The sequence below is a fragment of the Streptomyces durhamensis genome (genome assembly GCF_000725475.1).
Classification (GTDB): domain Bacteria; phylum Actinomycetota; class Actinomycetes; order Streptomycetales; family Streptomycetaceae; genus Streptomyces; species Streptomyces filipinensis.
Map to the genome: position 1 here is coordinate 117,684 of NZ_JNXR01000015.1, position 14,128 is coordinate 131,811.

Annotated in this window: 14 protein-coding genes; 2 read left to right on the top strand and 12 right to left on the bottom strand. The window is 73.5% G+C overall.

Annotation, left to right across the window (positions count from 1 at the left end):
- The first annotated feature begins 20 nt into the window (after positions 1–20).
- Positions 21–935, top strand: a complete 915-nt coding sequence (locus tag IO33_RS0122375; RefSeq protein WP_031167773.1) for a transketolase family protein — start codon at positions 21–23, stop codon at positions 933–935.
- Between the two features lie 89 nt (positions 936–1,024).
- On the opposite strand, the gene IO33_RS0122380 is transcribed toward IO33_RS0122375, so the two are convergent.
- The 12 genes from IO33_RS0122380 to IO33_RS0122435 all read right to left on the bottom strand — a co-directional run bounded on the left by IO33_RS0122380 (position 1,025) and on the right by IO33_RS0122435 (position 12,321).
- Entirely contained in the window at positions 1,025–1,384 is a 360-nt protein-coding gene (locus IO33_RS0122380; RefSeq protein WP_031167776.1) for an MmcQ/YjbR family DNA-binding protein, read from the bottom strand.
- 30 nt (positions 1,385–1,414) lie between these two features.
- Complete coding sequence (locus IO33_RS0122385) at positions 1,415–1,930, bottom strand: GNAT family N-acetyltransferase (RefSeq protein ID WP_037685798.1); 516 nt, start codon at positions 1,928–1,930, stop codon at positions 1,415–1,417.
- A gap of 2 nt (positions 1,931–1,932) precedes the next feature.
- A complete protein-coding gene (locus IO33_RS0122390) occupies positions 1,933–2,502 on the bottom strand; it encodes a helix-turn-helix domain-containing protein (protein ID WP_031167780.1) in 570 nt (189 codons plus the stop codon).
- 46 nt (positions 2,503–2,548) lie between these two features.
- Entirely contained in the window at positions 2,549–3,454 is a 906-nt protein-coding gene (locus IO33_RS0122395; RefSeq protein WP_031167782.1) for a LysR family transcriptional regulator, read from the bottom strand.
- Positions 3,455–3,485: 31 nt separating this feature from the next.
- Positions 3,486–4,679, bottom strand: coding sequence for a glycine C-acetyltransferase (locus IO33_RS0122400; protein WP_031167784.1), 1,194 nt, complete (start codon positions 4,677–4,679; stop codon positions 3,486–3,488).
- Positions 4,680–4,722: 43 nt separating this feature from the next.
- The gene (gene tdh, locus IO33_RS0122405; protein ID WP_031167787.1) at positions 4,723–5,751 is read right to left on the bottom strand and encodes an L-threonine 3-dehydrogenase; all 1,029 of its coding nucleotides are present in this window, start codon (positions 5,749–5,751) and stop codon (positions 4,723–4,725) included.
- A 192-nt stretch (positions 5,752–5,943) separates the two neighbouring features.
- A complete protein-coding gene (locus IO33_RS0122410) occupies positions 5,944–6,519 on the bottom strand; it encodes a GAF domain-containing protein (protein ID WP_031167789.1) in 576 nt (191 codons plus the stop codon).
- Between the two features lie 61 nt (positions 6,520–6,580).
- On the bottom strand, positions 6,581–7,180 hold the full coding sequence (locus IO33_RS0122415) for a GTP-binding protein (RefSeq protein WP_031167792.1): 600 nt from the start codon (positions 7,178–7,180) through the stop codon (positions 6,581–6,583).
- A complete protein-coding gene (locus IO33_RS0122420) occupies positions 7,158–7,529 on the bottom strand; it encodes a DUF742 domain-containing protein (RefSeq protein WP_031167794.1) in 372 nt (123 codons plus the stop codon). Before IO33_RS0122420 ends, IO33_RS0122415 begins: the two co-directional genes overlap by 23 nt.
- A gap of 2 nt (positions 7,530–7,531) precedes the next feature.
- Positions 7,532–7,966: a roadblock/LC7 domain-containing protein gene (locus IO33_RS0122425; protein ID WP_031167797.1), complete on the bottom strand. Its 435-nt coding sequence runs from the start codon at positions 7,964–7,966 to the stop codon at positions 7,532–7,534.
- Between the two features lie 89 nt (positions 7,967–8,055).
- Positions 8,056–10,632, bottom strand: coding sequence for a sensor histidine kinase (locus IO33_RS0122430; RefSeq protein WP_209438898.1), 2,577 nt, complete (start codon positions 10,630–10,632; stop codon positions 8,056–8,058).
- Between the two features lie 522 nt (positions 10,633–11,154).
- Entirely contained in the window at positions 11,155–12,321 is a 1,167-nt protein-coding gene (locus IO33_RS0122435) for an MBL fold metallo-hydrolase (RefSeq protein WP_031167801.1), read from the bottom strand.
- 470 nt (positions 12,322–12,791) lie between these two features.
- Between IO33_RS0122435 and IO33_RS0122440 the strand changes: the two genes are divergently transcribed.
- The gene (locus IO33_RS0122440) at positions 12,792–13,976 is read left to right on the top strand and encodes a Glu/Leu/Phe/Val dehydrogenase dimerization domain-containing protein (protein WP_031167805.1); all 1,185 of its coding nucleotides are present in this window, start codon (positions 12,792–12,794) and stop codon (positions 13,974–13,976) included.
- Positions 13,977–14,128: the final 152 nt, after the last annotated feature.

Sequence of the window (14,128 nt, forward strand, 5' to 3'; positions counted from 1 at the left end):
CCCGGAAAGGGCACACCTTCATGGACACCATGCGTGACCGCTTCGCCCCCGTCGTCTCCCGTCTGCTGGACGAGGACCCCCGGGTCGCGGTCGTCCTCGCCGAGATAGGCAAGGACGGCTTCCGCGAGGCCATGGCCCGGCACCCCGACCGGGTGATCAACGTCGGCATCCGCGAGCAACTGCTGGTCGGGGCGGCGGCGGGGCTGGCGCTCACCGGCCTGCGACCGGTCGTGCACACCTTCGCCAGCTTCCTGGTGGAGCGGCCGTTCGAGCAGGTCAAGCTGGATCTCGGGCACCAGAACGCGGGGGCGGTGCTGGTGAGCGCGGCGGCCTCCTTCGACTGGCCGGCCGGTGGTTTCACCCACATGGCGCCCGGTGATGTGGCTCTGCTCGACACGCTGGACGGCTGGACCGTGCATGTGCCCGGGCATCCCGACGAGGCCGAGACGCTGCTGCGCCACGCGGTCGCCGCGGGCGACGACAAGGTGTACGTACGGCTCTCCGCGCAGGCCAACCGGGAGGGCCGGGAGACCGACGGCACGCACGCCCTGACGGTCCGCGAGGGCCGCTCGGGCGTCGTCGTCGCCGTCGGCCCGATGCTGGACGCCGTCCTCGCCGCCACGGAGGGGCTGGACATGACGGTTCTGTACGCGACGACCGTACGGCCCTTCGACGCGGCGGGTCTGCGCCGTGCGACTCGGGCCGCGGGCACGGACGTCGTGCTGGTCGAGCCGTATCTCGCGGGGACGTCGACGGGCGCGGTGAGCGAAGCGCTGTCCGACGTACCGCACCGGGTGCTCGGCCTCGGCGTCGGCCGTCGCGAGCTGCGCCGCTACGGGACGATCGAGGAACACGTGTCCGCCCACGGCCTGGACCCGGCGGCCTTGCGTGAGCGGATCGGCCGCTTCACGGACCCCACCCCGGGAAACGGTTGAGCGCCGTACGCGGCCACGGCCGCGTGGGCGCCCAGGTCCCGTGACCACACGGCCCGCACGCCGGTCCGGGCCGCGCGCACCCGGGATTCTCACTCCCCGGGCGGCAGCCCCAACTCGGGGTAGGCGTCGAGGAGTCGGGGCGGGGCGGCCTGCCGCCAGGAGTCCGCCAGGATGTCGCGCAGCTCGTCCTCGTCCTCCAGCGCGGCGAGTCTCGCTCTGACCCAGGCGAACTGGGCCTCGTGCCCGGCGATCCAGAACTTCTCCGGCTCGGCCGTCACCAACTCGTCGCGCTCCTCCTTGGGGCAGCGCACGGCGAGGGACGTCTCGTCCTCGGGCAGGGTCGCGAACATCTTCCCGGCCACCCGGAACGTGGGCATGCTCCAGGCGGTCTTCTCGCTGGTGTCCGGCAGGGACAGGGCGATACGGCGTACGTCTTCAGCGTCCGGCATGCAACGCACCGTAGCCCCTGCCACTGACAGTCACCCGGCCAGGCGCTTGAAGTACAGCGTCGTGGGCCGCAACTCGCCCGCGGGGCTCGCCGCGTAGTCGGGGATGGTGCCGGCCTCGGTCCAGCCGGCCGAGCGGTAGAGGTGCTCGGCGGGGCTGCCGGTCTCGGTGTCGAGGTGCAGCAGGGTGACACCGGCGGCGGCGGCCGCGCCCTCGGCGGTGGCGAGGAGCCGGCGGCCGAGTCCCTGCCCGCGCGCGCAGCGGTGCACCATCAGTTTCACCACTTCCGCCCGGTGGCGGCTGTTCGGCTTGTCGGGGTGGGCCAGACTCACGGTGCCGGCCGGCCGCCCCGTGTCGTCGACGGCCGCCCACACGGCGAGCCGCCCCGCCGCCGTCGCCTCCGCCCGCTCCCGCCACCAGGCGGCGGCCTCCTCGTGCCCGAGCGGGGCGAGGAAGCCGACCGAGGCACCACCGGCCACGGTGTCCGTCAGCAGCTCCGCCAGTTCCCCGGCGCGCCGCCGCAGCCGCGCGGCGCTCCAGCGCTCCACCCTCACGGCCGCACCACCGCCAGCACATAGCGCGCCTCGACGTCTGTGCGGCACCGGAACCGGGTCGGGCCGAAGACCCGCATCCGCAGGCAGTCGCCGGTGTCCAGCTCGTGGGCCTGTTCCCCGACGGTCACCTCCAGGGCGCCGTCGAGGACCCACAGGTGCTGTTCCAGTCCGGCCACCGGCGGGCGGTCGTAGGCGATGCAGGCGCCCGGCGCGAGCCGGCCCTCGACCAGTTCGCCGCGGAGCCCCGCGTGCGGCGGGGACACGGACCGCCGGACGAAACCCGAGCCGGGGTCCCGCCAGATCTGCTGGCCGGCGGCCCGGACCAGGGGCGCGGGTGCCGCCTCGACCTCGCTGAGCAGCTGGGACATGGTGCGGCCGTAGACATGGCAGAGCCGGTTCAGCACGGCGGCGGTGGGGCTGATCTCGGCGCGTTCGGCACGCGACAGGGTCGACCGGCTCACTCCGCTGCGGTCGGCCAACTCCCCCAGCGACCAACCGTGCTGGGTGCGCAGTGCGGCCAGCCGGGCGCCGAGGCGGGTGTCGAGGGCATCCTCCGGGCTTCTCATATCCGGGAAGCTATCCCGGATATGAGACAGACGCGTTACGCAGACCTCACGCGTCCTGCGCGGCCCGCCCCAGCGCCTCCAGCACCGGCCGGATCAGCGGGTGCTCCTCGGCACCGCGCCGTACGGCGGCGAAGACCCGGCGGGTCGGGGCCACGCCGTCGACGGGGCGTACGACGACGCCGGTGAGGTCCATGCCGTTCAGGGCGGAGCGCGGTACGAGGGCCACGCCCACGTCGGCCGAGGCGAGGGCCACGACGGCGCGGAAGTCGTCGGAGGAGTGCTCCAGACGGGGCTGGAAGCCGGCGTGCTCGCAGGCCAGGACGACCACGTCGTGGCAGGGATTGCCCGGGTAGGGGCCGATCCACGCGTCCTTGGCGAGCTCCGCGAGGGGGATCTCGGCGGCGTCCGCGAGGCGGTGGCCGAGGGGGAGGACCGCGTCGAACGGCTCGGCGTACAGCGGGACATGGGCGAGCCGGGGGTCGTCGGCGGGCGGGGCGCCGCGGTACTCCACGGCGACCGCCACGTCGACCTGCCGGTCCAGCACCATGGGCAGGCTCGCGTCGCCCTCGGCGTCCTGGACGCGGATGCGGATGCCGGGGGCGCAGTGGGCGAGCCGGGCCACGGCCGGGGCCACGACCTGGGCGATGCCGGTGGCGAAGGCGGCGACGGTGACCGTGCCCGCCTCGCCCGAGCCGTAGGCCGCCAGCTCCGCCTCGGCCCGCTCCAGCTGGGCGAGGACGGCGTTGGTGTGGCTGAGCAGGATCTCGCCGGCCGGAGTGAGCCGTACGCCCTTGGCGCCGCGCTCGACCAGCCGGTGGCCGGTCTCCTGCTCCAGGGCCGTGAGCTGCTGGGAGACGGCCGAGGGGGTGAGATAGAGCGCGGCGGCTGCCGCGGTCACCGTGCGGTGGTCAGCCACCGCACGGAGGATGTGGAGCCGCCGTGCCTCGATCATGCCGTCCATTATCCCAGGGCGTCCGCCCTGGTCAGGCCTCCAGTTCGGCGCGCGCCGCGACGAACGCGTCGACCGCGCGGTCGACGTCGTCCGTGGAGTGCGCGGCGGACAGCTGGACGCGGATGCGGGCCTGGCCCTGCGGGACGACCGGGTAGGAGAAGCCGATCACGTACACGCCCCGCTCCAGGAGCAGCTCGGCCATGCGGGCCGCCTTCGCCGCGTCACCGATCATGACGGGGGCGATGGCGTGATCCCCGGGGAGGATGTCGAAGCCCTCCTCGGTCATCCGGCGGCGGAACAGCGCGGTGTTCTCGGTGAGCCGGACGCGCAGGTCGTCGGCGGACTCCAGCAGGTCGAGGACCTTCAGGGAGGCGGCGGCGATCACCGGGGCGAGGGTGTTGGAGAACAGGTACGGCCGGGAGCGCTGGCGCAGCAGGGCGACGATCTCGGCGCGGGCGGCCACGTAGCCGCCGGAGGCACCGCCGAGGGCCTTGCCGAGCGTGCCGGTGATGATGTCCACGCGGTCCATGACGCCGTGCAGCTCGGGGGTGCCGCGGCCGGTCGGGCCGACGAAGCCGACGGCGTGCGAGTCGTCGACCATGACCATGGCGTCGTAGCGGTCGGCGAGGTCGCAGATCTCCGCCAGCGGCGCCACATAGCCGTCCATGGAGAAGACGCCGTCGGTGACGATCAGCCGGCGGCGGGCGTCGGACGCCTCCTTGAGCTTGGCCTCCAGGTCGGCGAGGTCGCGGTTGGCGTAGCGGAAGCGGCGGGCCTTGGACAGGCGGATGCCGTCGATGATGGAGGCGTGGTTGAGGGCGTCGGAGATCACCGCGTCCTCCTCGCCGAGCAGCGTCTCGAAGACACCGCCGTTGGCGTCGAAGCAGGAGGAGTAAAGGATCGTGTCCTCCTGGCCGAGGAACGCCGACAGCCGGGCCTCCAGCTCCTTGTGGACCTCCTGGGTGCCGCAGATGAAGCGGACGGAGGCCATGCCGTAGCCCCAGCGGTCCAGGGCCTGGTGGGCGGCGGCGATCACCTCGGGGTGGTCGGCGAGGCCGAGGTAGTTGTTGGCGCAGAAGTTGAGGACCTCGCCGGGGCGGCCGCCGGCGGTGACGTTGACGGTCGCGGACTGCGGGGTGCCGATGATCCGCTCGGGCTTGTGCAGACCGGCGGCGCGGATCTCGTCGAGGGTGGCGCGCAGGTCGTCGCGCACGGTGTCGAACATGGGGGTCTCCTGAAGGCCTGAAGGTGCTTGCGGGCGAAGGGGGTCACGCAGTCCAGTCGAGGATGACCTTGCCGCCGGTGCCGCTCGCGGCGTCCGCGAACGCGGCCTCGAAGTCGCGGTAGCCGTACCGGCCCGTGATCACGGGGGCGAGGTCCAGGCCGCCCTCCAGCAGCACCGACATCGCGTACCAGGTCTCGAACATCTCGCGGCCGTAGATGCCCTTGATGGTGATCATCGAGGTGACGATCCGCGACCAGTCGACCGGGAAGTCCTCGGCGGGCAGGCCGAGCATCGCGATCCGGCCGCCGTGCGTCATGTTGGCGATCATGTCGCGCATGGCCTCGGGCCGGCCGGACATCTCCAGGCCGATGTCGAAGCCCTCGCGCAGACCCAGCTCCCGCTGGCCGTCGGCGATCGAGGACTCGGCGACGTTCAGGGCGAGACTCACCCCGATCTTCCGGGCGAGCTGGAGCCGCTCCTCGCTGACATCGGTGACGACGACGTTGCGGGCGCCGGCGTGCCGGGCCACCGCGGCCGCCATCAGGCCGATCGGGCCCGCACCGGTGATCAGGACGTCCTCGCCGACCAGCGGGAACGACAGCGCGGTGTGCACGGCGTTGCCGAACGGGTCGAAGATCGCGGCGACGTCGAGGTCGACGGGGACGCGGTGCACCCAGACGTTGGACGCGGGCAGGGCGACGTACTCGGCGAAGGCACCGTCGCGGCCGACGCCGAGGCCGACGGTGGCCCGGCACAGGTGGCGGCGGCCGGCCAGGCAGTTGCGGCACTTGCCGCAGACCAGATGGCCCTCGCCGCTGACCCGGTCGCCGATACGGATGTCGGCCACGTCCCGGCCGACCTCGACGACCTGCCCGACGAACTCGTGCCCGACGACGAGCGGCGTGCGGATCGCCTGCTGCGCCCAGCCGTCCCAGGCCCGGATGTGCAGATCGGTGCCGCAGATACCGGTCCGCATGACCTTGATCAGTACGTCACCGGGACCGACCTCGGGCTCCGGGACGTCCGTCAGCCAGAGTCCCGGCTCTGCCTTGTCCTTGACCAGCGCCTTCACGCTTCAGGCTCCTGTGGGTGAGGTCCCGGCCCGCGGGCATGCCGAACAAGCCCGCACCGGGTCAGAGGGGTGGAATCACCCTGCAATCTGCCGTATGCGAGGGCCGCGGGTCCATCGAGCTTTTCTTAACCGCCGCCTCAGCTTTCCTTCACGCCCCTTGTGCCGACTGGGCAGACGGGCCGTCGTCGTCCGTCACAGCGGCAGACCGTCCTCGGCGCTTCGTTCGAGGCGTACGACGAGATCGGCGGCCAGCGCCTTGATGGTCTCCAGGCCTTCCCTCCCCCAGACGCGCGGGGATGTGTCGGACGCGCACACGGTGCCGAGCGCCATGCCGGAGCTGTCGATGAGCGGGGCGCCGAGATAGGAGCGGATGCCGTACTCGTCCACGACCGGGTTTCCGGCGAACCGCGGATAGTCACGGACGTCCTCGAGCACCAGTGCCTTGCGGCGGACCACCACATGGGGGCAGAACCCGTGGTCGCGCGGCAGGACGCGGCCCAGCTCCGGCCTGCTGCCGTCCTCCCGGACGAACGGGGCGACGGCAGGGACGCACAGGCCCGCGAAGAACTGGAGGTCCTCGCCGATGAAGTTGACCATGGCGTAGGACGCGCCGGTGAGCCGGGCGAGATGGTCCGCGAATCCGTCCAGCACCGGGTCGGGACGGTCCACCAGGCCGAGCAGGCGCAAGCGGTGGACGCGCGCGGGGGCCTCCTTGTCCTCGGGGGTGAGCAGCAGGCCCCGGACCGGCCGGGGCGGCTCGTACGTCATGGCCGGGCTCCGGACCTGTGGGCGTACCTCATATAGCGGCTCCGTGGGCGATAGGGCGGGATCACATGTGGGCGCCATGGCTCGGCGCGGGCGCCGGCGCGTGGGCGAGGAGGTGACGGACGAGGGTGAGCAGGGTCTGCACGCTGGAGCTGGAGATCCGGGCGTCGCACGGGACGACGGGGACGGCGGGGTCGAGGTCGATCGCGGCACGCACCTCGTCGGGGTCGTAGCGGTGGGCACCGTCGAACTCGTTGACGGCGATGACGAAGCCGAGGCCGCGCTCCTCGAAGAAGTCCACGGCGGCGAAACAGTCCTGCAGCCGGCGGGTGTCGGCGAGGATGACCGCGCCGAGCGCGCCCTCGGACAGCTCGTCCCACATGAACCAGAACCGCTCCTGCCCCGGGGTGCCGAACAGGTACAGCACATGGTCCGGATCGAGGGTGATCCGGCCGAAGTCCATGGCGACGGTGGTCTCCATCTTGTTCTCGACGCCGTCGAGACTGTCCGTGCCGACACTGACCGTGGTGAGCAGCTCCTCCGTGCTGAGCGGCGCGATCTCGCTGACCGCGCCCACGAAGGTCGTCTTGCCGACCCCGAACCCGCCCGCCACCAGGATCTTCAGCGCGGTGGGGAACGGGTCAGAGCTGTCGTCGTAGTCCATCGAGCACTGCCTCCAGCAGAGACCGGTCAGTGGGTGTGTGGTGGAAGACGGGGGGCTTGGTGGTCAGCGCCCCGCAGTCGACGAGGTCCGAGAGCAGCACCTTGGTGACCACGGCGGGCAGTTTCAGATGGGCGGCGACCTCGGCGACCGAGACCGGCGCCCGGCACAGGTCGAGCGCCTGTGCGTGCTCGGGGCCGAGGTAGCCGAGCGGGGTGACGCCGGTGGCCATCACCTGCGACATCAGGTCCAGGGCGATGCTGGGCTCGGTGCGTCCGTTGCTGACCGTGAACGGGCGCACCAGGCGTCCGGCCGCGTCGTCCAGCCAGGGCCCGTCGCCGGCTGCGGCCACGCTCAAGGCCTCGTCGCCGTGGGTTCGACGGCGTGCTGCCGGGGCGCGGTCACCAGGTAGGGGCGGACGCTCTTGACGAGCATCGCCATCTCGTAGCCGAGCACGGCGGCGTCGGCCTCGCGCCCCGCGAGCACGGCGAGGCAGGTGCCGGAGCCGGCGGTGGTGACGAACAGCAGGGCCGAGTCGAGCTCGACGACGACCTGGCGGACGTCCCCGCCGTCGCCGAACCGGACGCCCGCGCTGCGGCCGAGGGAGTACAGGCCGGACGCCAGGGCCGCCATGTGGTCGGCGCTGTCGATGTCGAGACCGTGCACGGACTTCACCAGCCCGTCGCAGGACAGAAGCACCGCGCTGGTGGTGTGCGGTACACGCTGCACGAGGCCGCTCAGCAGCCAGTCGAGGTCGGAAGCGTGGGCGGTCGGCGCATCGCTCGCCATGGTGGATCGACTCCTTGGGTACGGGAAGGTATCTGCGGGAGCGCTGGGGGTGGTGGGCAGGGTGGTGGGGGTGGGTACGGTGCGGGCGGTCAGCCGGCCGGGGCGCTCCCGTCGGGCCGGCCGACGCCGCGGGCACCGTCGGACGCGGGCGCGGGGGCCCGCTGCTGGGATATGGGGGTCGGGTCTGTGTGGTCCGGGCCCATGTGGTCTGGGCCGATGTGGTCTGCGCCCCTGTGGTCTGCGCCCATGGGGGATGGGTGGGTGTGGCGTGGGTCCGTGTGGCCTGGGCCCATGGGGTCCGCACGCAGGTGCTCTGCGCCGACGTGGTCTGCGCCGGCGTGGTCGGGGACCCGGTGCCCGGGCTGCTGCGGATGACGCGTCCGCTCGGTGAACTCCACCGGGACGGGCCGGAGGTAATGGCCTGCCCTATGCGCCGAGTCCATGTGCAGGGAGTCCATGGGGAGGGCGTCCATGGGGAGGGCGTCCATGTGCGTCGACTCCACGTGCGCGGCCGCCCCGTGGGCCGAGAGGCTGTGGGACGAGTCCCTGGGGGCCGAGGCCGTGCCGGCTGAACCCGGGGGGCTGCTTGAGTCCATGAGGCCGGCGCCCGGGTGGCTGCTTGCGTCCAGGAAGCCGCTGGAGATCATGTGGCCGGAGTCCATGGGGCCGGAGTCCATGGGGCCGGCGTCCAGGTGGCCGGCGTCCAGGGCGGATGGCTCCTGGCTCTCCATGTGCTGCTGGGCCTCGGCGAGTCCGATCCCGCGCTGGAAGGCCGCCATCAAGCCCGGGTCGTGGCCCGGGACGGTGTCCGCCTCCTGGCGCGGAGCGGGGCCACCCCGCAACTGAGGGACGATGTGCTCCTGGGCACGGCGACGGGGCAGCGGCGGCTTGCTCATGGTGCCGCGCACCGTGCCGGTGCGCGGCGTGGGCAGGATGCCCGTGTGCGCCTCGACCGCCGCCCGGTCCCCGGCGCTGATGCCGGGCACGGCCTCGGCGGGGGTACGCCGCTCCTGCCGGGCCCCGCGCACGGGAAGCGGTGCCGGGGCCGCTTCGCCGGGTCCGCCGTCACCGTTCCCCGCACCGCTCTCGGTGCCGTGTCCGCCGCTCCCGCGCGGGGCGTGACGGTGCCGACCGGCCACCGGAGCCTGCCCGGCGGCGGATCCCGCGTCGCCCACGGAGGCGGGCGCGGCCCCGGAGGCGGCCAGGGCAGCCCCCGTTCGCGTCCCGGTGCCGTCCTGCACGGGACTCGCCTCGCCGGACCCCGCTCCCGGCGCCGTCGCGGGCGCGGGCACACGTGTCTGCCCCGATCCGTGCGCCTGCCCGACGGCGTGTCCATGCCCCTGCGCGTACCCCTGCCCCTGCGCATGCCCCTGGTGCGGCACGTGGGGCACCGCGCCGGTGTCCGCCGGAGCGTGCGGCCGGGGTGTCCCGGCCCCGGCGGCCGCGCCGGGCACTGCGGGCGCCGTACCCAACAACGCCTGCGGGACGACGAGTACGGCCTGCACGCCGCCGTAGATGTTGGTCTGCAGGCGCACATGGATGCCGTGCCGGCGGGCGAGCTGTGAGACGACGTAGAGACCGATGCGGCCGTCGGCCAGCAGGCTGGCGACGTTGACCTGGTCGGGGTCGTCGAGCAGGGCGTTCATCCGGTTCTGTTCGCCGACGGGCATGCCGAGCCCGCGGTCCTCGACCTCCACGGCGAGCCCGGAGGTGACGAGGTTGGCGCGGAGCAGCACCTGGGTGTGCGGGGCGGAGAACACCGAGGCGTTCTCGATGAGTTCGGCGAGCAGATGGATGACGTCGGCGACCGCGTGACCGCGCAGCTCGCCGTCGATGGGCGGCACGAGTTTCACCCGGGAGTACTGCTCGACCTCCGCGATGGCGGAGCGCAGGACCTCGGTCATGCTGACCGGGTTGCTCCACTGGCGCCGGGAGACGGCACCGCCGAGCACGGCGAGGTTCTCGGCGTGCCGCCGGATGCGGGTGGCCAGGTGGTCCACGTGGAACAGGCCCTTGAGCAGGTCGGGGTCCTCGATCTCGTTCTCCAGCTCGTCGAGGATCGAGATCTCCCGGTGCACGAGTGACTGCAGCCGGCGCGCGAGGTTGACGAAGACCTCCAGCTTCTGTTCGTTGCCCGCGTGGCTGGAGAGCTGGGCGGCGCGCACGACGGCGGTGACGGCGCCGTCGTGCGCGCGGGCCAGGTCGGCGGCGAGGAGGTCGAAGTCGTCGGCGTCCGCGTGCGGCCGGCGGCGCGACGAGCGCTGCGGCGGGGCCTCGCCCTGGCGCAGCGCGTCGACCAGTTCGTGCAGGTCGGCCTCACCGCGCGCGGCGCTGCGGCGCAGTGCGGCGACCCGGTCGGAGACCGAGCGGGCGGCGCGGTCGGCGGCCACGGCGGCGATGAGGATGCCGGCGACGGTCACGGTGACCGCTCCGGCGAGGACGGCCCAGAGCACGGGCCCGGTGGGTGTGCCCGCGGAACGGATGCTGAAGAGGACCGCGGCGGTGCCACTGAGCGCGACCGCGAGGGGCGGCAGCACGGCGAGCCGCATGAGCTGGGGCCGTATGTGCCTCTCGGGCAGTGCGGGAGCGGGCCGGGCGACCGGTCGCCCGTGCCGGCCACCCTCCCGGCGGTCGGCGCGGGTGGCCGGTGCTCGGAGGTGAGACATCTGCGTCCTCGTACTGGTCCGTCGGGCCTGGTCCTCACGCGGTGCGCGAGGCGGGCATGCGTCATCGCGGTGTCGGCGGGGGGACCGGCGAATCCGGCCTCGCGACGCGACGGCCACTCACAGTAGTCGCCCGCGCATCATGTGCGGTGGGCAGTTGACAAAAGCACCCGAGGAGCGTCCCGCTCTGGTATGAAGCGTCGTACGACAGACCGATAACCCGGCCAGGTCCCGCCGACCGGATCGAAACGCGGCGAAAAGACCTGATCGGAAGCGGTCAGAAAAGGAAGGCGCGCGGGAGCGGGCCACCTGCGCGTTCACCCCGCCGTCCGGCGTCGCGTGCTCCTGCACCCGGCGCGCCGCGCGGAGCCCAGCCCTTCCCGAGGGCCACCGCCCCCCCCAGCCCGTCACGGAGAGTATTTGCTTTGGCCTTGGGTGGCCGGAGGTGAGGTCATGGCCCCCGACAGCACTCGGGGGGAGCACGATCGGCTCCCCCCGAGATGCCGGCTGTCGCCGGCCGGATCGTCAGCCGCGCTTCGGCGGCTCGGCGACGAACGCCCCGACGGACGGCCAGGTGCGCCGGAGCTCCCCCGACACGCCGCGCCACCAGGCCTCCGCCGGAAGCTTGCCCGCGGGCTCGAAGGGCTCGCCGGGACGGGGCAGGGCCACCGCCTGGCCGGCCTCCTCGGCCGCTTCCTTCGTCCACTCGCCCGGCTCGGCCCAGGGGTGCGGGGCGAGGTTGAACGTGCCCCAGTGGATGGGCAGCAGCACGCCGTGCGGCGCTCCGCCCTGCAGGTCGAGATGGGCCCGCAGGCCCTCCTCGGGGGTCATGTGGATGTCCGGCCAGAACTCGCTGTACGCGCCGATCTGGATCATCGTGGCGTCGAACGGACCGTGGGCGGCGCCGATGTCCTCGAAGCCGTCGAAGTAGCCCGTGTCACCGCTGTGGTAGATGCGGTGCTCCTCGCCCGCGACGACCCAGGACGCCCAGAGGGTGTGCTGGGTGTTGCGCAGGCCCCGGCCGCAGAAGTGGCGGGCCGGGGTGGCGGTGAGCGTGAGCCCGCCGATCCCGGTGGACTCGTGCCAGTCCAGCTCGCGCAGCCGGTCCGGGGAGACGCCCCAGTGTTCGAGGTGGGCCCCGACGCCGAGCGGCACGGCGAACACGGTGTCCGTGCCGGCCAGCGCCTTGATCGTGGGCAGGTCCAGATGGTCGTAGTGGTCGTGCGAGATGACGACGGCGTCGACCTCGCCGAGCGCGGCCACCGGCAGCGGCACGGGGTGCAGCCGCCTGGGGCCGGCGAAGGGGAACGGGGAGCAGCGCTCGCCCCAGACGGGGTCGAACAGCACGCGGTGGCCGTCGATCTCCGCGAGGACGCTGGAGTGGCCCATCCAGGTCAGCCGCAGTCCGGTGGCGGGCGCCTTGGCCAGGTCGGCGAAGGTCGTGGGGTGCACCGGGACGGTGCCCTTCGGGGCACGCAGGGGCCGGGTGTCCTTGTCGAGGAACACCTTGGCGAGGTCCAGCGTGGAACCGGAGGGCCGGGTGCGGGCCGGACCGCCCGGGTTCTGGAAGACGCCGTCCTTGAAGTGGGGGGAGCGGCGGATGCGTGCCAGGCGCTCACCGCCCGGATCCGCGCCGAAGGCCGCCGGCCGCAGCGCGCGGAGCCCGGAGCTCGAGGAACGCAATCCGGTCACGGTACCTCCCGGTGGAGTGGGTGAGGCTCCCCATTATGGTCGGACCTCCCGACAGCCCCGGACGTCCGGGGTGCCCCTGTGGCCCCAGCCCGGTCCACTGAACCGTCGTTCAGCACGTTGACAGGCGCGGAGCCCCGCCGGATACTGACTCGCTGTTCAGTAAAGGGATCGTGCCGCGCTCTGCCCGGATCCCTTCGCCGACTCCCGTCCGAGGCCGCCCCGGAGGCACCATGGCCACCCTCCCCACCGAGCCGGTCCCGCTCCGCCCCGCCCAGTGCGACGGCGCCGGTCCCGGGCGGGGAGACGTCCCGGACGCGGTGGGGCTCCCTCCGGCCGGCCCGCCCGCCCCGGCCGGCGGCCACGGCGGTCACGGCCCGCGCGCGTGCGGTCCCGTCAGGCCCCCGCGCCCCCTCACCGAGGGCCTCGGCCGGCCCGATGCCACCCTGATCACCGTCCCCGAGGAGACCCCCATGACCGCCCCGGCTCCCCTGATGTCGCTCGTCTGGACCGATCACGTCACCGGCCGTCGGGGATTCCTCGTCGTGGACCGGCTGGTGCGCGGCGTGGCCAGCGGCGGGCTGCGGATGCGGCCCGGCTGCACCCTGGAGGAGGTGGCGGGGCTCGCCCGCGGCATGACGGTGAAGGAGGCCCTGCACTACGACCCCGAGGCCCGCTACGTCCCCCTGGGCGGCGCCAAGGGCGGCATCGACTGCGACCCCCGGGACCCGGAGGCGTACGGGCTCCTCGTGCGCTATCTGCGGGCCGTGCGGCCGTACGTCGAGAACCTCTGGACCACCGGTGAGGACCTCGGCCTCACCCGGGACCTGGTCGACCGCGCGGCCGCCGAGGCGGGCCTGGTCTCCTCCGTCCAGGCGGTGTACCCGCTGCTCGACGACGAGGCGACGGCCCGCAAGCGGCTCGCGGACGCCTTCGCGGTCGTGGTGGACGGCATCGGCCTGGACGAGCTGGCCGGCGGCTGCGGGGTCGCCGAGTCGGTGCTCACGGCGCTGGACCGGGCGGCGGTGCCGTACACGGGCACCCGGGTGGCCGTGCAGGGGCTCGGGACGATGGGCGGGGCCACCGCCCGCTTCCTGGCCCGGGCGGGGCTGACGGTGGTCGCGATCGCCGACATCAAGGGCACGATCGCCAATCCGGCGGGGCTCGACGTCGAGACCCTGCTGGCCGCGCGGGACGCCTACGGCACCGTCGACCGCCGTGTCCTGCGCCCCGGTGACCGCGAACTGCCCGGTGACGCCTGGCTGTCCGCCGACGCGGAGGTGCTCGTCCCGGCCGCGGTGTCGTACGCGATCGGCACCGGCGACCAGGAGCGGATCCGCGCCCGCTGGATCGCCGAGGCCGCCAACATGCCCGTCGTGCCCGAGGCGGAGCGGCTGCTGGTGGCGCGCGGGGTGACCGTGCTGCCGGACGTGGTGGTCAACTCCGCCACGAACGCCTGGTGGTGGTGGACCCTGTTCGGCGACATCGGCGCCGACGCCGGCGAGGCGTTCGCGCACATCCGGCGTTCCCTGCGCACCCTGGTCGGCCTGGTGCTCGACCGGGCGGACGCCGACGGTACGACCCCGCGCACGGCCGCCCACGCCCTGGCGGCCGACCGGTTGCCGGTGATCGCGGACCGCTTCGGGTGGTACCGCTGACCGGCGCCGGCGACACGGGCCGACGGTGGGGACGGGCCGGCGGGGACCACGGACCGGCGGGGAGGACCCACCCGTCACTGACTGAATGCTCAGTCAGTAGCGAGGCGCCGTGATGCTGGCGGAGCGGCGGTGCCGACTGGCCGTCGGCGCAT